Source organism: Pseudomonas sp. B21-035, assembly GCF_024748945.1.
Classification (GTDB): Bacteria; Pseudomonadota; Gammaproteobacteria; order Pseudomonadales; family Pseudomonadaceae; genus Aquipseudomonas.
On sequence record NZ_CP087179.1, the window covers coordinates 1,626,665 to 1,643,980 of the forward strand.

Consider the following 17,316-nt stretch of genomic DNA (forward strand, 5'->3'; position numbering starts at 1 on the left):
CTGGCAGCTCGGCGGCGAGTATTGCATGTGCAGAATTAATTCTGCAATATGGAATGCGATTGCATCGCATCCACGTTTAGACGAGCCTGTGCCCGTTCTCGAACCCTTCCTGCCGCCCTTGTAGCAAAAGACCGATTGCCGATGAAAAAGCTCACCTTCGCGCCAATGCTTGCTGTTGCGGCGCTGATCCTGCTTGCCTGCAGCGCCGTTGGGCCGAGCCCGGCAAGCGCCGCCAGCGAGCCCGCCAAACCGCTGCGCATTGCTTCGACTTCGCCGAGTGTCACCGGCATCTTGCTGGCCATGGAGGCGCCACTGGTTGCCAGCGCGGCCACCACGCCGAGCCGGATGACCGACAGCAAGGGCTTTTTCAGCCAGTGGGCGGCGGTTGCGGATCAGCGCAAAGTCGAGGTGCTGTACCCCAACCTGGTGTTCGATATCGAGTCGGTGATCGGCGTCAATCCCGACCTGCTGGTACTGGTTGCCACTGGCGCCGATAGCGTCGTCCAGCACCAGGCCGAGCTTGAGGCCCAGGGCATCGCCACCGTCGTGGTCAATTATTCGAACCAGAGCTGGCAACAGATCGCTACCCGCCTTGGTCAGGCGGCGGGGCTGCAGGCGCAGGCAGCGGCGGCGATCAAGGATTTTGACGACTACACCGCACGCGCCGCTGCCACGATCAAAGCGCCCGTGGGCGGGGTGAGTATCGTCGGCTACAACATTGGTGGCAGTTATTCTGTTGGCCGTGCTTCCAGCCCGCAGGCCCGCTTGTTCACCGCGCTGGGGATCAAGGTCGCGAGCCTGCCGCCGGCCATGAGCGGTGAGGTCACTCGCGCCGTCGACTTCGAGTTCATTTCCCGCGAAAACCTTTCGGCTGCGATCACCGGTGAAAGCGTGTTCCTGCTGGGTGGCACCGATGCCGATGTACAGGCGTTTGTTGCCGACCCGCTGCTGGCCAACCTGCCGGCGGTGGTGCAGAAAAAGGTCTACGCGCTGGGCCCGACTTCGTTTCGTATCGACTACTACTCTGGCCGGCAGATGATCGATACCGTCGCCCGGCACCTGCGCTGAGTCATGGCGACTGCCGTGTTGCCCGCCATGGTTTTCAATCGCCAACGGCGCATGCGCTCATCGGGGCTGCTGTGCGGCCTGGGCGTGCTTGCGCTGGTCGCCGCCTGCAGCTTGCTGATCGGTTCGCGCAGCATCGCTCTTGGCGAAATCGCCGATGCCTTCTGGGCGTATGACCCACAGAACAATCAGCATCTGGTGATTCGCGAACTGCGTGTTCCGCGCACTCTGGTGGCGATTCTCGCAGGCCTGGCCCTGGGCGTGGCCGGGGCGCTGATGCAGGCGCTGACGCGTAACCCGCTGGCCGAACCCGGGCTGCTGGGCATCAACGCCGGTGCGGCGCTGGCAGTGATCATCGCTGTCACCCTGTTCAAGCTGGTGAGCATTGTCGAGTATGTCGGCTTTGCCTTTGCCGGCGCCGGGCTGGCCGGGGTTGCCGTGTTCGTCCTGGGCCAGGCCCACGAAACCGGGACCAATCCGGTGCGCCTGGTGCTGGCTGGGGCAGGCTTGTCGGTGATGCTGGTGTCGATCACTGGCATCATCCTGCTCAATGCTCCCCTTGAGGTATTCGACAGTTTTCGCAAATGGTCGGCAGGCTCGGTCGAAGGCAGCGGCTTGCAGACCCTTGGCGTGCTGGCGGTGGTCGTTGCAGTCGGGCTGGCGCTGGCCATCGCCATGGTCGGCAACCTCAATGCCATGGCCCTGGGCGCGGATCTTGGCCAGGCGCTCGGCGTCAATCTTCGCGCCACCTGGCTGCTCGCGTGCCTGGCAGTGATGTTGCTGGCCGGGGCAGCAACAGCGGCGGCCGGGCCGATTGGTTTCGTCGGCCTGCTCGCGCCGCACCTGGCCCGGCGGCTGGTGGGGCCTGATTACCGCTGGATCCTGCCGTATGCCGGGTTGTTGGCGGCGATCCTGCTGCTGGGCGCCGATGTGATCGGTAGGGTCGTGGCGGCGCCAGCGGAAGTCGCGGCCGGGATCATTGCCCTGTTGATCGGCGGGCCGTTCTTCATCGTCATCGTGCGCAGGTTCCGGATGAGTCGGTCATGACGGGTGCGGTGCTGCGCCTGGGCAATTACTCGTTGCGTTGGCGGCCTCGGGTTGCGGTGGTGTGTGCGCTGTTGGCGCTGCTGGCAGCAGGGCTGGCGATCATGTTGCTGGGCGTAGGTTCGTTGGCGCTGACACCAGGTCAGGTGTTTGACAGCCTGTTCGCAGGTGGTGGCAACCCGACCGCCGAGCGGATCGTTCAACGGGTTCGCTTGCCGCGGGTACTGACGGCGCTGCTGGTCGGCGGCGCGCTGGGCATGGCCGGTTCAATTTTCCAGTCGATCTCGCGCAACGCCCTCGGCTCACCGGATATCATCGGCTTTACCACCGGCGCTGCCAGCGGTGCCATCGTGCAGATCATCCTGTTTGATGCCGGCCCCCTGGGTACCTCGCTGGCGGCGGTGCTGGCGGGGGTGGGCACCGCCTTGCTGGTGTTCGTGCTGTCGATGCGCGGGCGCAGCACTGGTGGCTATCGCCTGGTGCTGGTGGGGATTGGCGTGGGGGCGATGCTCTCGGGGCTCAACACCGTACTGCTGGTGATGGGCGACCTTGACCGGGCGATGTCGGCGCAAATCTGGCTGGCCGGCTCGCTCAACACCCGGACCTGGTCTCACGTGCTGCCAGCAGCACTGGGTTTCATCGCCATCGTGCCCGTGGTGATTGGCCATGCGCGACACATCGACCTGTTGGAAATGGGCGATGACAGCGCCAGTCAGCTCGGCATTGCCCCGCAGCGTACGCGGCTGATCATGGTATTGGCGGCTGTGGGCTTGACCGCGATTGCCACGGCGGCAGCGGGCCCCATCGCCTTTGTCGCCCTGGCTTCCCCGCAACTGGCCAGGCGGCTGACCGCTGCACCAGAAGTGCCGCTGTTGTCTGGCGCGTTGATGGGCGCGGTGTTGTTGCTGGTGGCCGACCTGATCAGTCAGCGCCTGGCCTTCAATCTCAACCTGCCCATTGGCCTGACCACGGGTTTGCTCGGTGGTTTCTATCTGCTGTGGTTGTTGTCGCGCAGCAGGCGGATTTGAGCCAGGCAATAAAAAAGGCCAATGCACGGGCATTGGCCTTGAGTGATTGAGCCACGCAATCAGGAAGCGTCAGCTGCCATCTCGGCGTCATGGGCAATCAACGACACCAGCGCGTTTTGCTGGCGATGGGAAAGCTGGCGGAAACGTTGCAGCAGTTCGCGTTCGTGCAGGGACAGTTCCGGGCTGTCCAGACGCATGCTCAGTTCTTCACCCAGCGCACCTTCCTGAATAAGGCTCTGCTCCAGGCGAGCGATGATTTCCGAGTTCATGCTGCGGTGGTGGTTGCGCGCTACCTCGGCAATGCGCTCACGCATTCCGTCGGGGAGGCGGACGACGAATTTGTCAGCGGTGCGGCTTGAGTAAATAGCCTGTTTCATTGGGCGCATATAATTGACCGGTTTAGTTCAGGGGGAAGCGGTTCTCGAAATTGGCCGCACGATGTCACTACGACCATCCCGGCGTCAAAATGTTCAACCTGAATTGTGAATGAGGCGTGAATCATGCCTCATTATCGCCGGTTCCTTGGCGTCAATTCTGTGACAAATATTGAACCGGATAAAGGCGTTTTGCCAGTACCAATTATCAGAAATGAGTACTGGTTTGAAAAGTTTTCATTTTCTCTTTTTCCGCGCCTGCAGACCTTCGTCGACAACGCCATGCATCAGGCAGAAAAGGCCATGGAAAGCGTCTAGAATGCGCGTGCTTTCCTACCATTGAGCATAGTGGCTATGCAGCATGACGCAAGCGCGACGCGGCGTACAGCGAACCCGGGTCGCCTGGTGTACCTGATGGGACCCTCGGGGGCCGGAAAAGATTCCCTTATCGATGCAGCGCGCGCTGAATTGCAGCGCCTGAACGTGCACATCGCCCGGCGGGTGATCACCCGCTCGGCCGAGGCCAAGGGTGAAGACGCCGTCGGTGTTTCCCTCGAAGAGTTCCAGCGCCTGAGCGCCGAGGGCGCCTTTGCCCTGCAGTGGCAGGCCAATGGCCTGGCCTATGGCATACCGGTGCAAATCGATGCCTGGCTGGCTGCAGGGCACGCGGTTTTGGTCAATGGCTCGCGCGCGCATCTGCAGCAGGCGCGTGAACGCTATTCCGACCTGTTGCCGGTGCTGCTGCGGGTCGACCATCACGTACTGCGCCAGCGCCTGCTGGATCGCGGCCGGGAAACTGCGCAAGACATCGAACAGCGCCTGGCGCGGGCGCAGCAGGTGAGGGTAGAAGAGGGTGAGGTGCAAGTGCTGGACAACTCCAGCTCGCTGGACGAGGCGGTGCAGCGCTTGCTTGGGCTGTTGCGCGAACAGGGTGTGCCTGGCCTGGGTTGAAGCCTAGAACGCCAGCCGTTCGCTGCTTGCAAGCGGTGCGCTTTGCATTTGCGCAGCCTGTGCGCCGAACACGGCCAGTTGCGCTTTCATCGCCGGTGCCGCATGGGCTTGTGCCGCAGTGGCGATGCTGTCGGGTTGCACGACCAGGCCAACCAGGGCGGCTAGGGCCAGGGCATTGAGCAGAAACAGGGTGCTGTTCATGGACATACTCCGCAAAGGCGGGGCTGGGCCCCGAGCCACGTGTCATGAACTAGACAATGCACACTGCATGCCAGCCTCTTTATCGTGATTTACCCTTTAAAATCAGAGGGTTAAGCTGGTTTTTTGTGCGCTTTTGCGTGCAATCTGCAATGATGGCTGACTGCCTCATTGCAGATTGCACGATCCGTTGAAAAACCCACAGGCAAAAAGCCCCACGGATGACATGACAAATGCCGGCCTGCTGGTTAACATGCACGCCGTCCTTGCCGCGCGACGCCCGTTGCCGGCTCTGTGTCTCAGTAGCTCAATTGGATAGAGCATCCCCCTCCTAAGGGGAAGGTTGGCAGTTCGAACCTGCCCTGGGACACCATCTCACTTTCGCCTCTCTGGCCATTCTTCTGACTGCTGCGTTTCTTTGTGGCAACGGCGCAGCTGCATGAAGAGTCAATAAAGCCCTGAAAATGAAAAGACTAATCATCGCTGCGCTCGGGATTCTATCGTTGATTCAGGCATCCACGTCCTTGGCGGATAATGCCAATGGCAAACAGCTCTTTTTGCAACGATGCGCCATGTGCCATGGGGCAGACATCAAGGGGACCGGGCCCTTGGCGAACAAAAGCAACCCGCCCACCCCTGATCTGACCACCTCGGCATTCAAGAAACGCTTGAAAGACTACCCGGGCGTTATCGTCTCATCGGTAATACTTCGCCCCAACGGCGACTTGATCCCCAGGACATTACGAGAAAATGGTGTGAAGGTGGCGCCGTACGCTTGGCGAGTTCAGGATTTTCGCGATTTGAATCAATACATGAGTGCGGTGATTGGCAACACTCGATGATGCCTGGTGTCAGGCCGCAGCAACAGCTGCGGCCTGGGATCTACCAATCCTGGCGCAACGGCAACGGTCCTTCATGGGATGCAAATGACGGCAGCACTTCTTCTGCCAGCTCCTGAATCACCTCCGCCGCCGGGCGCTGGCAAAACTGAATGCCCAGTGCCGCATGATTGACCCCCGCATCCTGCCATTCCCCGAGCAGATCAATCAGCCCCTTGCGCCCGGTCCTCAGCACGTAGCCGCCCTGCATCGCCGTGCGCGGAAAATCGGGGTTGGCGTCCAGATCGATCCACTCGTTGGTCACGTGCGGGCGAAAGCCGCCGCCGGGAATGCAGTCGCGCCAGGCGCGGATTTTCTCGGCCAGGCGCCGGGGGCCAAGGATGTTTTCAGTCGCATCAGGAAAGGTCAGCCAGCCATCGGCCTGTTCGCCCAGCCACTGCATGGATTGGCGCGAGCTGCCGGTGACCAGCAGCGGGATGGCGCTGCCAACGGGCTTGGGCAGCAGTTGCGCGCCGCTCATTTGGCCGAGGGTTGATTCAATCGGGTGGTCGCCCTTGTGCAGCAGTTGGCGGAAATAGTTCACGGCCTCGGCAAAGCGTTCGCCGCGCTCGGCATGATCCAGACCGTAGGCGGGAAACTCCACCGGCCGATCCCCGGAAGCGATGCCCATCACCAGGCGCCCGCCTGACAGCTGGTCGATGGTGCAGGCGGCCTTGGCCAGGTCGATCGGGTGGCGCAAGGCGAAGATCGCGCTGCCCGTGGCCAGGGCGATGCGCCGGGTGTGCGCGGCCAGGTAGCTCAAGTAGGCAAAGGGGTCGAACAGCTGGCCGGCATCGCCGAAGTGCCGATCGTACAGTGGCACATCGCGCACCCAGACGCCGGCGAAGCCCAGGCGGTCGATGTCGCTGACCAGCGCGGCCTGGCCAGTGAGCACGGCCATGTCGCCGCGATAGAAGCGCAGCGGCAGGAAGATCCCCAGGGTCAGGCGGTCGGCGGCGAACATGCGTCGATAGCCAGGGTGGTGGGCGAAGGCGTGGGCGCTGGCGCCGTTCAGGGTTGGGTTCATCGATTAATTCCTTTTAGTCCTTCAGGGGCCGGTTGCGGGGGCGGGCAGGCGGATGCCGCGCTGCACGGCAGGGCGTTGACTGACGCGTTCATGCCAGGCGCTCAGGTGTCGGTAGTGGCTGAAATCAAAGTCGATGATCCGGGCGATATGGGTCCAGCCGAAGGTGGCAATGTCGGCGATCGAGTAACTGCTGCCCGCCAGCCAGGGCCGGCCGGTCAGGCGCTGGTCGAGGGTGCTGAACACCTCTTCGCTCAGGCGCCGGTAGCGGGCGATGGCTTCGGGGCAGGGCTGTTCGGCGAACCGTTCGAAATGCACGCGCTGGCCCAAAATCGGCCCCATGCTCGCCGCGTGAAACTGCAACCAGGTGATGGCCGCCCAGCGTTCACGGGGGGAATCGGGCAGCAGGCGTGCGCTCTTGTCGGCCAGGTACAAAAGGATCGACGCTGACTCAAACAGAGTGATATCGCGCTCGGGATCAACCAGCACCGGAATGCGGCCATGAGGGTTGAGTGCGAGAAACTCAGGCAGGCGATGCTCGCCATGGTCGATCTGTACATGCTTGAGGGTGTAGGGCAGCCCCAGCTCTTCGAGGGCGATGGTGATCTTGAAGCCATTAGGTGAGCTATCGCTATACAGAATTAGCGGCACGGGCTTTCTCTTCAGGAGTGATCAGAGACGGACTATGCTAGGCGCGCCTGGGCTGCTTGAAAAACGATCAATCCTGCGCTTTGGCGATAGTTTTTCTAAACCATGGAGAGGGTGAAAATGGGCGCAGTTCTACCGTTGTTGGCATTGCGGGCCTTCACTGAAGCGGCCCGGCTGGGCAGCCTCAAGGCCGCCGCTGCGCACATGGGGGTTACGCCTGGGGCGGTCAGCCAGCAGGTGCGCCTGCTCGAGGAGCGCATGGGCGTGGTGCTGTTCGTGCGCGGTCGCCATGGCGTGCACCTTAGCGAAGCCGGTGCGCGGGTGTACCCGGGGCTGCTCAAGGGCTTCGATCAGATCGAGGCGTCGCTGGCGTTGCTGGAGCAACTGGCGCCAGGCAAGGCTCTGACCATCAGCACCGTACCGTCGTTTGCCGCCTCCTGGCTGGTGCCGCGTTTAGGGCGCTTCAACGCCTTGCACCCGCAGATCGAAGTGCGCGTCGAGGCCTCGGCCAAGCTGGTGGATTTTCACCGCGAGCGCATTGACGTCGCCCTGCGCCATGGCCTGGGGCAGTATCCGGGGCTGGAGTCCGTGCGCCTGATGGCGCCGGTTTTGCTGCCGGTGGCCAGCCCGCAGTTGCTGGCCCAAGGGCCGGCCGTGAAACGGCCCGCCGATTGCCTGAAGTACCCGTTGTTGCACGATGCCGATCGCGCCGACTGGATGCTCTGGCTGCAGGCCCATAGCGTTGTCGAGGACCCGCGGGCAGCACGCGGTGCGAGTTTCGAGGATGACCTGCTGTTACTGCGTGCCGCGGCTGCAGGCCAGGGCATCGCCCTGGTGCAGGACACCCACGCGGCTGAAGACCTGGCCAGCGGCAAGCTGCAGCTGGCCCTCGACAAACCCTGGCCAGCGCGTTTTGCCTACTACCTGGTGTGCCGTCAGGACGCCTTGCGGCGCCCCGAGGTTCAGGCCTTCGCCGATTGGGTCAGGGCCGAGGCTGACGCCAGGTCCTGATCCTTTGCGTCATCGCTGCCGCCCTGGGTGGCGGTCAGGTTGGCCACCAGCTTGGCTGACATCGCCGGGCCTTGCAGTTCGGAGTTCAGGCTGGCCAGCGACTCAAGCTCGGTCTGCTTTTTCATCTGCTCGGCAATCTTGCGCTCGATCTTGTCCTTTTCCGCCGGCGGCAGGGCTTCGAACTCTTCCTGGCTGATGCCCAGCTCATTGAGCAGCTTGAGCTTGATCTTCTCTGCCGGGCTCAGGGCCATGTACTCGCGAAATTGCTGGGCAGCGCTCTTGCCGGTTTCGCTGGCGCTGATTGTGGCTTGCTCGCGCATGTCCACGTCGGGGTTCTGCAGTTGCACCTTGAGCTTGGCGAAGGCTTCCTCGCGGGCGTCTTCGGCACTTTGCTGGGAGGTGTTGGCCTGGCTTTGCTGCTGGCGGTTGGCACTGCTGGTTGGCACCGGCGGGCGGAACTGGGCCTGTTCGGCGGCGGCTTCGGCCACGCCACGGGTCGGGTTGATGACTGGCGTGTGGACGCCGAGGGCATTGATGCTACTCACCTGATCACTCTCCTTGATGGATGCAAGTTGACCTTCGATCGATGGCAAGTCTTGTGCCAGCTCTGCTGACAGGCTTACGCGCTAGTATATTCAGGGGGTGGCGCTGTACGGCGGCTGGTGAATCGGCGCATGCTTTGCCCCGAAGAGGTAAACCCTTGCCGTCAGCGGCAAGTCATTTCAAACCGGCAGCACCAACATCCGGCTGGGGCGTAGTTGCCTGGACAAGGGAGATCGTCCATGACTCAAACGTCAGACACACCACCATTGAAGGCCCCGCTGGGCGACTTCAGGGAAGAACAGTTGCACACCCTGCTGGACCTGATCAGCGACGGTATCTGGGACTGGAATGCCAATACCGGCTACGTCTACCGCAACCCCGGCTGGTACCGGATGCTCGGCTACCCCAGCCACTCGCTGGACAACACCGTACTGACCTGGGAAGGCGTGATCCACCCCGAGGACTACCCGCGGGTGATGAGCCATTTCGAGGACTACATCAGCGACCGCTCCGACCAGTACCGCATCGAGTACCGTTGCCGTTGCCAGGACGGCAACTTCCTGTGGATCGAGGACAGCGGTCACATCATTGAGCGCAACCCGGATGGTTCGGTGGCGCGGATGCTCGGCGCTCATCGCAATATCGACGATGGCAAGCGCCTGGTCGAGCAACTGCAGCTGGAAAACCTGTCGCTGGAAGCGCAGATCGCCGAGCGCACCCGCGAGCTGTCGTGGGTCAACCAGCAACTGCAGCGCCAGCTCGACGAGAACCGCGACCTGGCCGAACGCGATGCGCTGACCCTGGTGGCCAACCGTTACCGCCTGGAAAAGGTCCTGCAGCAAGAGTGCGAGCGGGCACGGCGGTTTCGCCAGCCGCTGGCGCTGATTGTCATGGATATCGACGACTTCAAGCCGATCAACGATCAGTATGGCCATGCCCAGGGTGACCAGGCGCTGATCGCATCGGTTGAGCGGATCAAGGTTTGCCTGCGTGCCGGTGACTTGCTGGCACGCTGGGGCGGTGATGAGTTCGTGGCAGTGCTGCCGGGCACCCAGCGCGAAGAGGCATTGCAACTGGCGCGGCAGATTCGCCAGGCGCTGGAGCAGGCGCCGCCGGTGGGCGAGCGATTGCTGACCATGAGTTATGGCGTGGTCGAATGGCTGGAGGGTGAAGGGCAAGCGCAATTGCTGGGCCGCGCGGACCAGGCGCTGTACCGGGCCAAGGCGGCCGGCAAGGATGAGATCGGTGAATGAAAAAGGACCCGCTGCACGGGGCAGCGGGTCAAATCGGCCTCAGCCGCTTCAGTGTCTACAGATGCAGGGCGTGACCCAGGGCGCGTAGCGCCGCTTCCTGCACCGCCTCACCCAGGGTCGGGTGAGCGTGGATGGTACCGGCCACATCTTCCAGGCAAGCGCCCATTTCCAGTGACTGGGCAAAGGCTGTGGACAGTTCCGAGACGCCCACGCCAACCGCTTGCCAGCCAAGGATCAGGTGGTTGTCACGACGGGCGACCACGCGCACGAAGCCGCTTTTCGATTCCAGGGTCATGGCCCGGCCGTTGGCGGCGAACGGGAACTGCGTGACGATGCAGTCCAGGCCCTCCTGCTCGACCTGTTCCGGGGTCTTGCCGACGACCACCAGTTCCGGGTCGGTGAAGCACACCGCGGCAATCGCGGCCGGCTCGAAGCGCCGCGATTTGCCGGCAATGAGTTCGGCAACCATCTCACCCTGGGCCATGGCCCGGTGGGCGAGCATCGGTTCACCGCTGATATCGCCGATGGCCCAGACGTTGAGCATGCTGGTCTGGCATTGCTCGTCGATGGCCACCGCCGAGCCGTTCATCTTCAGCGCCAGGCTTTCCAGGTTGAAGCCCTGGGTACGTGGCTTGCGGCCGACCGCGACCAGCACCTGGTCGGTGCTCAGTTGCAGCAGTTCGCCTTCGGGCGTGCGCACCTGCAAGGCCTGGTGGCCGGCATCGAAGCCTTCGACGCTGTGCTTGAGGTAGAGCTTGATCCCCAGCTTCTTGATCGACTCGGCCACCGGCGCGGTCAGTTCGCTGTCGTAGGTCGGCAGGATGCGCTCGCGGGCTTCGACCACGCTGACCTCGACGCCGAGCTTGCGGTAGGCGATGCCCAGCTCCAGGCCGATGTAACCACCGCCGACCACGGTCAGGTGCTTGGGCAGGGTTTTCGGGGCCAGAGCTTCAGTGGAGGAGATGATCGGGCCGCCCAATGGCAGCATCGGCAGTTCAACGCTGCTGGAACCGGTGGCCAGCAACAGGTGTTCGCACTGGATGCGCTGGCCGTCGACCTCGACGTGCTTGCCGTCGAGAATTTTTGCCCAGCCATGGATCACCTTGACCCCGTGCTTTTTCAGCAGGGCGGCGACGCCGCTGGTCAGGCGATCGACGATACCGTCTTTCCAGGCCACGCTCTGGGTGATGTCCAGGCTCGGTGGCGAGACCTTGATGCCCAGGTTCGACTGCTGGCTGTGCTGCTGGGTCTGGTGGAACTGCTCGGCGACGTGAATCAGCGCTTTGGACGGAATGCAGCCGATGTTCAGGCAGGTGCCACCCAGGGCCTGGCCTTCGACCAGTACCGTGGGAATGCCCAGCTGGCCGGCGCGAATGGCGGCGACGTAGCCGCCGGGGCCGCCGCCGATGATCAGCAGGGTAGTGTTGAGCGTCTGTTGCATGGTCACTCCACAAACAGGCTGGCAGGTTGTTCGAGCAGGCCGCGGATGGCCTGGATGAAGAGTGCCGCGTCCATGCCGTCGACCACCCGGTGATCGAACGAGCTGGAGAGGTTCATCATCTTGCGAATGACGATCTGGCCATTGATGACCATCGGCCGTTCAACCATGCGGTTGACCCCGACAATCGCCACTTCCGGGGTGTTGACCACCGGCGTCGAGACGATGCCGCCAAGGGCGCCGAGGCTGGTCAGGGTGATGGTCGAGCCTGACAGTTCTTCACGGCTGGCCTTGTTGCCGCGGGCGGCATTGGCCAGGCGCACGATCTCGCCGGCGTTGCTCCACAGGCTGCCGGCTTCGGCGTGGCGCAGCACCGGCACCATCAGGCCGTTGTCGCCCTGGGTGGCGATGCCGACATGCACTGCGCCGTGGCGGGTGATGACCTGGCCTTCATCGTCGTAGGTGGCGTTGATCTGCGGGAACTCGCGCAGGGCAACGACTATGGCGCGCACCAGGAATGGCAGCAGGGTCAGCTTGCCACGGCTGTCACCCCACTTCTTGTTCAAGTGCAGGCGCAGCTCTTCAAGGGCGGTGACGTCGATTTCCTCGACGTAGCTGAAGTGGGCGACGCGGCGCTTGGCATCCTGCATGCGTTGGGCGATCTTGCGGCGCAGGCCGATCACCGGGATCTGCTCGCTGTCGCTGCGTTTGGCATAACCGCCAGGGGCACTCTGGGTGCGGGTGGCCGGTTGCGCCAGGAAGGCGTCGAGGTCGTCGTGCAGGATGCGCCCGGCGGGGCCGCTGCCGTGTACGTAGCGCAACTCGATACCAGCGTCCAGCGCGCGCTTGCGCACGGCAGGCGAGGCCAGTGGGCGGTCGTGGGCTTGGCGCGGGACGATGGCGGCGGGCTGGTGGGCCGAGGCTGCGGGGGCAGCAGCAGGCACTGATGCAGCAGGTTTCGGCTCGGGTTCAGGGGCCTTGGCGGTGACTGCGGGGGCCTCTTCGCGGGGCAAGCCCGCTCCTACGTTGCCGGCGCCTTCGACTTCGATGCGGATCAGCTCGCTGCCGACCGCCATGACTTCACCGGGCTGGCCGCCCAGGGCCAGGACCTTGCCGCTGACCGGCGAAGGGATTTCGACGGTGGCCTTGTCGGTCATGACATCGGCCACGACCTGATCTTCTGTGACGGTGTCGCCAACTTTGACGAACCATTCCACCAGTTCAACTTGTGCGATACCTTCACCGATATCCGGCATCTTGATGACGTGCGTGCCCATTCAGACCTCCATGACCCGTTTCAATGCCGCGCCCACTCGTGAAGGGCCGGGGAAATACGCCCACTCCTGCGCGTGCGGGTAGGGGGTATCCCAGCCGGTGACGCGTTCGATCGGGGCTTCGAGGTGATGGAAGCAATGTTCCTGGACCAGCGCGATCAGCTCGGCGCCGAAACCGCAGGTGCGCGTGGCTTCATGCACCACCACACAGCGGCCGGTCTTTTTCACCGAGGCGACGATGGTTTCCAGGTCCAGCGGCCACAGGCTGCGCAGGTCGATGACTTCGGCGTCGACGCCGGTTTCTTCAGCGGCCACCTGCGAGACATAGACGGTGGTGCCGTAGGTCAGCACGGTGACGTCCTTGCCCGGGCGGGTGATCGCCGCCTTGTCCAGCGGTACGGTGTAGTAGCCATCCGGCACGGCGCTGGCCGGGTGTTTCGACCACGGCGTTACCGGGCGGTCGTGGTGGCCGTCGAACGGGCCGTTGTACAGGCGCTTGGGCTCGAGGAAAATCACCGGGTCGTCGTTCTCGATCGAGGCGATCAGCAGGCCCTTGGCGTCATAGGGGTTGGACGGCATCACGGTGCGCAGGCCGCAGACCTGGGTGAACATCGCCTCGGGGCTCTGGCTGTGCGTCTGGCCGCCGTAGATACCACCACCGCAAGGCATGCGCAGGGTCAACGGGGCGACGAACTCGCCGGCCGAGCGATAGCGCAGGCGGGCCATTTCCGAAACGATCTGGTCGGAGGCCGGGTAGAAGTAGTCGGCGAACTGGATTTCCACCACCGGGCGCAGGCCGTAGGCACCCATGCCCACGGCGGTGCCGACGATGCCGCTTTCGGAGATCGGTGCATCGAACACCCGCGACTTGCCGTACTTGGTCTGCAGGCCTTCGGTGCAACGGAACACGCCACCGAAGTAGCCGACGTCCTGGCCATAGACGACTACGTCTTCATCGCGCTCTAGCATGATGTCCATGGCCGAGCGCAGGGCCTGGATCATGGTCATGGTGGTGGTCGCCATGGCGGTTTCCAACTGGATTGAAGTGTTGTGATCGTTCATGTCAGATCCCCAGTTCCTGGCGCTGCCGGCGCAGGTGCTCCGGCATCTCCTTGTAGACATCCTCGAACATCGAGGCCGGGCTCGGCATCTGGCCACCGGCCAGGGTGCCGTACTGCTCAGCTTCTTTTTGCGCCTTGATGATCTCGGCTTCGAGCTCGGCGCTGACCGCCTGGTGCTCTTCCTCGGACCAGTGACCGATGGCGGTCAGGTGCTGTTTGAGGCGGGCGATCGGGTCGCCCAGGGGGAAGTGACTCCAGTCGTCGGCCGGGCGGTACTTGGACGGATCGTCCGAGGTCGAGTGCGGGCCGGCGCGGTAGGTGACCCATTCGATCAGCGTCGGACCCAGGCCGCGGCGGGCGCGTTCGGCGGCCCAGCGTGAAGCGGCGTAGACAGCGATGAAGTCGTTGCCGTCGACACGCAAGGAGGCAATGCCACAACCTACGCCACGCCCGGCGAAGGTGGTCGACTCACCGCCGGCAATGGCCTGGAAGGTCGAGATCGCCCACTGGTTGTTGACCACGTTGAGGATCACCGGCGCGCGGTAGACGTGGGCGAAGGTCAGGGCGGTGTGGAAATCAGATTCGGCGGTGGCGCCGTCACCGATCCAGGCCGAGGCGATCTTGGTATCGCCCTTGATGGCCGAAGCCATGGCCCAGCCGACCGCCTGGACGAACTGGGTCGCCAGGTTGCCGCTGATGGTGAAGAAGCCGGCTTCGCGCACCGAGTACATGATCGGCAACTGGCGCCCCTTGAGCGGATCGCGCTCGTTGGACAGCAGCTGGCAGATCATCTCTACCAGCGACACGTCGCGGGCCATGAGGATGCTTTGCTGGCGGTAGGTGGGAAAGCACATGTCGCTGCGGTTCAGGGCCATGGCCTGGCCGCTGCCGATGGCTTCTTCACCCAGGCTCTGCATGTAGAACGACATCTTCTTCTGCCGCTGGGCTACCACCATGCGGCTGTCGAACAGCCGGGTCTTGAGCATGGTGCGCATGCCCTGGCGCAGGACTTCGGGGCTGACGTCCTCGGCCCAGGGGCCCAGGGCATTGCCCTTGTCATCCAGCACCCGGATCAGGCTAGAGGAGATGTCCGCGGTATCGGCGGCTTCTACATCGACGGGAGGTTTACGAACCTGACCGGCATCGGTCAGACGCAGGTAGGAGAAATCAGTCTGGCAGCCTGGCCGGCCTGTAGGCTCGGGCACATGCAAACGCAGGGGGGCGTACTCGTTCATGCTTTTTTACGCTCGCTCTGTCTTGTGTTTTTGTTGAGCTTTGAAGCGGTCGCTGTTGACACCCGGCTTGTGACCAGGGAGTCAGTCTTGTCCTACATGATATTCCGGCGCCTGAAGAATATTTTTCTCAACTTCGTTGCCTTTGCCTCGGCTAGCGGATAAACATTCCTTATAAAGACAAAAAACAGGTGATTTTCTCTCATGCGCAAACTGGATCGTACGGATATCGGCATTCTCAACAGCCTCCAGGAAAATGCCCGTATCACCAACGCCGAGCTGGCGCGCTCGGTGAATCTCTCGCCAACCCCCTGCTTCAACCGGGTCAAGGCCATGGAGGAACTCGGGGTAATTCGCCAGCAGGTGACCTTGCTGGCGCCGGAGGTGCTGGGCCTGGATGTCAACGTGTTCATCCACGTCAGCCTGGAGAAACAGGTCGAGCAATCGCTGCATCGCTTCGAAGAAGAAATCGCCGAGCGCCCGGAGGTCATGGAGTGCTACCTGATGACCGGTGACCCGGATTACCTGCTGCGCGTGCTGCTGCCCAGCATCCAGGCCCTGGAGCGTTTTCTCGACTACCTGACCCGCCTGCCGGGGGTGGCCAACATCCGTTCGAGTTTTGCCTTGAAGCAGGTGCGCTACAAGACCGCGCTGCCGCTGCCAGCCAATGGCCTGACCCTGCCAGGTTAAGCCGTGTAGATAATTACGATCACATCGTCCGTTTGGCGCTTGAAATTTCGAACGGCCGGTGCCTATGTTGTAGCTGTCGCCGTTCCCGGCATGCGAAAACAACAAGGATAGAGTCATGACGACCAATGGCCAAAACTCTCTCGCCGAGCGATTGACGGGCATTGATGAGATCGAGTGCATTACCCCGGATCTCAATGGTGTACCGCGCGGCAAGGTGATGACCGCTGAAGGCTTTGTTGAAGGCCGGCGCCTGCAGATGGCCCGCGGTGTGCTGCTGCAATGCATCATGGGCGGGTACCCGGCGGCGCGTTTCTATGGCAGCGACGACGGCGACCTGGCGCTGGTCGCCGACCCGCAGCATATCTATCGCCTGCCCTGGAGCGACGAGCCACGGGCCCTGGCGATTTGCGATGCGCTCGAGCTTAGCGGTGAAAGCTCCGGGCTCTCCAGTCGTGGCCTGCTCAAGGCGGTGATTGCCCGTTACGCCGCTCGTGGCCTGGTGCCGGTGGTGGCGACGGAACTCGAGTTTTTTGTCTTCGCCCCCAACAGCGATCCCGACCAGCCGTTTTTGCCGCCGCTGGGCAAGGATGGTCGGCGCGAAGAAGGTCATTCGGCGTTCAGCGTCAGTTCCAACAACGGCCTGCGCCCGTTCTTCAGCGAGGTCTATCGCTGCATGGCGGCACTGGGCCTGCCGCGCGATACCTTCATGCACGAAATGGGCGTCAGCCAGTTCGAGATCAACCTGCTGCACGGCGATCCGCTGTTGCTGGCCGACCAGACCCTGTTGTTCAAGCACCTGCTCAAGGAAGTCGCGCTCAAGCATGGCCTGACCGTGGTGTGCATGGCCAAGCCACTGGCGCATACGCCGGGCAGTTCCATGCACATTCACCAGAGCGTGGTGGCGGTGGAGGGCGGGGGCAATGTCTTCAGTGATGCCGAGGGCAAGCCGACCCCGGCGTTCTATCACTTCATTGGCGGCCAGCAGGCGTGCATGGCCGACTTCACCGCCTTGTTCGCGCCGAACGTGAACTCCTACCAGCGCCTTTGCCACCCCTATGCATCACCGAACAATGCTTGCTGGTCCGAAGACAACCGCGCCGCCGGCCTGCGCATTCCGGCCAGCTCGCCAGTGGCGCGACGGGTCGAAAACCGCTTGCCAGGCGCCGATACCAACCCTTACCTGGCAATTGCCGCCAGCCTCGCCGCAGGGCTTTATGGCATCGAGCAGCAGCTCGAACCGACGCCGGCGATCCAGGGCGAATTCGAGGTGCCGGATCATTTGAGCCTGCCATGTACCTTGCATGCGGCCCTGGAGCGTCTGAAGCGTAGCGAGCTTGCGCGGGAACTGTTCGGCAAGGAGTTCATCGAAGGCTACATCGCCACCAAGACCCTGGAGCTGACCAGCTTCTTCGATGAGATCACCCCGTGGGAGCGCCGCGTGCTGGCCGCGCAGGCATAACCGGCGAGGCGTTTTTGCCGGGGCAATCGCTCAGTTTCAAGGCAGGTGGCAGCGGTGTTGGTAAACACCCTGGCACCTGTTTTTTTATCTGCATCAACTGCAAGGCGGTTATTTTCACTTATGCTTTCAAGCAGTTTTTCCACCA

The 17,316-nt window shown here is 62.9% G+C and carries 19 protein-coding genes and 1 tRNA gene; 11 read left to right on the forward strand and 9 right to left on the reverse strand.

What is annotated here, in order from left to right:
- The first annotated feature begins 141 nt into the window (after positions 1-141).
- The 3 genes from fepB to LOY22_RS07515 are packed head-to-tail and all read left to right on the forward strand — an operon-like array spanning position 142 to position 3,137.
- Positions 142-1,068 (forward strand): Fe2+-enterobactin ABC transporter substrate-binding protein, encoded by a 927-nt coding sequence (fepB, locus tag LOY22_RS07505; RefSeq protein ID WP_045200185.1) that lies wholly within the window; start codon positions 142-144, stop codon positions 1,066-1,068.
- A gap of 3 nt (positions 1,069-1,071) precedes the next feature.
- Positions 1,072-2,112 carry an iron ABC transporter permease gene (locus LOY22_RS07510; RefSeq protein ID WP_249744367.1) on the forward strand — a complete coding sequence of 347 codons (1,041 nt, stop codon included), beginning with the start codon at positions 1,072-1,074 and terminating at the stop codon, positions 2,110-2,112.
- The gene (locus LOY22_RS07515) at positions 2,109-3,137 is read left to right on the forward strand and encodes an iron chelate uptake ABC transporter family permease subunit (protein WP_258597009.1); all 1,029 of its coding nucleotides are present in this window, start codon (positions 2,109-2,111) and stop codon (positions 3,135-3,137) included. Before LOY22_RS07510 ends, LOY22_RS07515 begins: the two co-directional genes overlap by 4 nt.
- Positions 3,138-3,196: 59 nt before the next feature.
- On the opposite strand, the gene LOY22_RS07520 is transcribed toward LOY22_RS07515, so the two are convergent.
- A complete protein-coding gene (locus LOY22_RS07520; protein ID WP_010226671.1) occupies positions 3,197-3,523 on the reverse strand; it encodes an Arc family DNA-binding protein in 327 nt (108 codons plus the stop codon).
- A gap of 114 nt (positions 3,524-3,637) precedes the next feature.
- On the opposite strand from LOY22_RS07520, the gene LOY22_RS07525 reads away from it, so the two are divergent.
- Positions 3,638-3,829, forward strand: a complete 192-nt coding sequence (locus tag LOY22_RS07525; protein ID WP_082075482.1) for a hypothetical protein — start codon at positions 3,638-3,640, stop codon at positions 3,827-3,829.
- A gap of 36 nt (positions 3,830-3,865) precedes the next feature.
- A complete protein-coding gene (gene phnN / locus LOY22_RS07530; RefSeq protein ID WP_258597011.1) occupies positions 3,866-4,462 on the forward strand; it encodes a phosphonate metabolism protein/1,5-bisphosphokinase (PRPP-forming) PhnN in 597 nt (198 codons plus the stop codon).
- 3 nt (positions 4,463-4,465) lie between these two features.
- On the opposite strand, the gene LOY22_RS07535 is transcribed toward phnN, so the two are convergent.
- Positions 4,466-4,663 carry a hypothetical protein gene (locus tag LOY22_RS07535; protein WP_258597013.1) on the reverse strand — a complete coding sequence of 66 codons (198 nt, stop codon included), beginning with the start codon at positions 4,661-4,663 and terminating at the stop codon, positions 4,466-4,468.
- A gap of 293 nt (positions 4,664-4,956) precedes the next feature.
- Between LOY22_RS07535 and LOY22_RS07540 the strand changes: the two genes are divergently transcribed.
- Positions 4,957-5,033: transfer RNA gene (locus LOY22_RS07540), tRNA-Arg, on the forward strand.
- Between the two features lie 91 nt (positions 5,034-5,124).
- Positions 5,125-5,502: a cytochrome c gene (locus LOY22_RS07545; RefSeq protein WP_258597015.1), complete on the forward strand. Its 378-nt coding sequence runs from the start codon at positions 5,125-5,127 to the stop codon at positions 5,500-5,502.
- Between the two features lie 40 nt (positions 5,503-5,542).
- Here the strand turns inward: LOY22_RS07545 and LOY22_RS07550 are convergent, their stop codons facing one another.
- Together LOY22_RS07550 and LOY22_RS07555 are read right to left on the reverse strand one after the other, a co-directional pair.
- A complete protein-coding gene (locus LOY22_RS07550; RefSeq protein WP_093385685.1) occupies positions 5,543-6,565 on the reverse strand; it encodes an LLM class oxidoreductase in 1,023 nt (340 codons plus the stop codon).
- 21 nt (positions 6,566-6,586) lie between these two features.
- Complete coding sequence (locus LOY22_RS07555; protein WP_093385680.1) at positions 6,587-7,213, reverse strand: glutathione S-transferase family protein; 627 nt, start codon at positions 7,211-7,213, stop codon at positions 6,587-6,589.
- Between the two features lie 117 nt (positions 7,214-7,330).
- Between LOY22_RS07555 and LOY22_RS07560 the strand changes: the two genes are divergently transcribed.
- The gene (locus LOY22_RS07560) at positions 7,331-8,221 is read left to right on the forward strand and encodes a LysR substrate-binding domain-containing protein (protein WP_258597018.1); all 891 of its coding nucleotides are present in this window, start codon (positions 7,331-7,333) and stop codon (positions 8,219-8,221) included.
- Here the strand turns inward: LOY22_RS07560 and LOY22_RS07565 are convergent.
- Positions 8,173-8,766: a hypothetical protein gene (locus LOY22_RS07565; protein WP_176794287.1), complete on the reverse strand. Its 594-nt coding sequence runs from the start codon at positions 8,764-8,766 to the stop codon at positions 8,173-8,175. The two genes, LOY22_RS07560 and LOY22_RS07565, sit on opposite strands and share 49 nt — an antisense overlap.
- 237 nt (positions 8,767-9,003) lie before the next feature.
- Between LOY22_RS07565 and LOY22_RS07570 the strand changes: the two genes are divergently transcribed.
- Positions 9,004-10,017 carry a sensor domain-containing diguanylate cyclase gene (locus tag LOY22_RS07570; protein ID WP_045200204.1) on the forward strand — a complete coding sequence of 338 codons (1,014 nt, stop codon included), beginning with the start codon at positions 9,004-9,006 and terminating at the stop codon, positions 10,015-10,017.
- A 55-nt stretch (positions 10,018-10,072) separates the two neighbouring features.
- On the opposite strand, the gene lpdA is transcribed toward LOY22_RS07570, so the two are convergent.
- Genes lpdA through LOY22_RS07590 form a run of 4 tightly spaced genes read right to left on the reverse strand, consistent with a single transcriptional unit; the run spans position 10,073 to position 15,025 of the window.
- Positions 10,073-11,458 (reverse strand): dihydrolipoyl dehydrogenase, encoded by a 1,386-nt coding sequence (gene lpdA, locus LOY22_RS07575; RefSeq protein WP_093385671.1) that lies wholly within the window; start codon positions 11,456-11,458, stop codon positions 10,073-10,075.
- A 2-nt stretch (positions 11,459-11,460) separates the two neighbouring features.
- The gene (locus LOY22_RS07580) at positions 11,461-12,732 is read right to left on the reverse strand and encodes a dihydrolipoamide acetyltransferase family protein (RefSeq protein WP_258597021.1); all 1,272 of its coding nucleotides are present in this window, start codon (positions 12,730-12,732) and stop codon (positions 11,461-11,463) included.
- A complete protein-coding gene (locus LOY22_RS07585; protein WP_045200208.1) occupies positions 12,733-13,791 on the reverse strand; it encodes an alpha-ketoacid dehydrogenase subunit beta in 1,059 nt (352 codons plus the stop codon).
- Between the two features lies 1 nt (position 13,792).
- Positions 13,793-15,025 carry a 3-methyl-2-oxobutanoate dehydrogenase (2-methylpropanoyl-transferring) subunit alpha gene (locus tag LOY22_RS07590; RefSeq protein WP_258597024.1) on the reverse strand — a complete coding sequence of 411 codons (1,233 nt, stop codon included), beginning with the start codon at positions 15,023-15,025 and terminating at the stop codon, positions 13,793-13,795.
- A gap of 201 nt (positions 15,026-15,226) precedes the next feature.
- On the opposite strand from LOY22_RS07590, the gene bkdR reads away from it, so the two are divergent.
- Together bkdR and LOY22_RS07600 are read left to right on the forward strand one after the other, a co-directional pair.
- Positions 15,227-15,712 (forward strand): Bkd operon transcriptional regulator BkdR, encoded by a 486-nt coding sequence (gene bkdR, locus LOY22_RS07595; protein ID WP_045189126.1) that lies wholly within the window; start codon positions 15,227-15,229, stop codon positions 15,710-15,712.
- Positions 15,713-15,929: 217 nt separating this feature from the next.
- Positions 15,930-17,171 (forward strand): glutamine synthetase family protein, encoded by a 1,242-nt coding sequence (locus LOY22_RS07600; protein WP_258597793.1) that lies wholly within the window; start codon positions 15,930-15,932, stop codon positions 17,169-17,171.
- Positions 17,172-17,316: the final 145 nt, after the last annotated feature.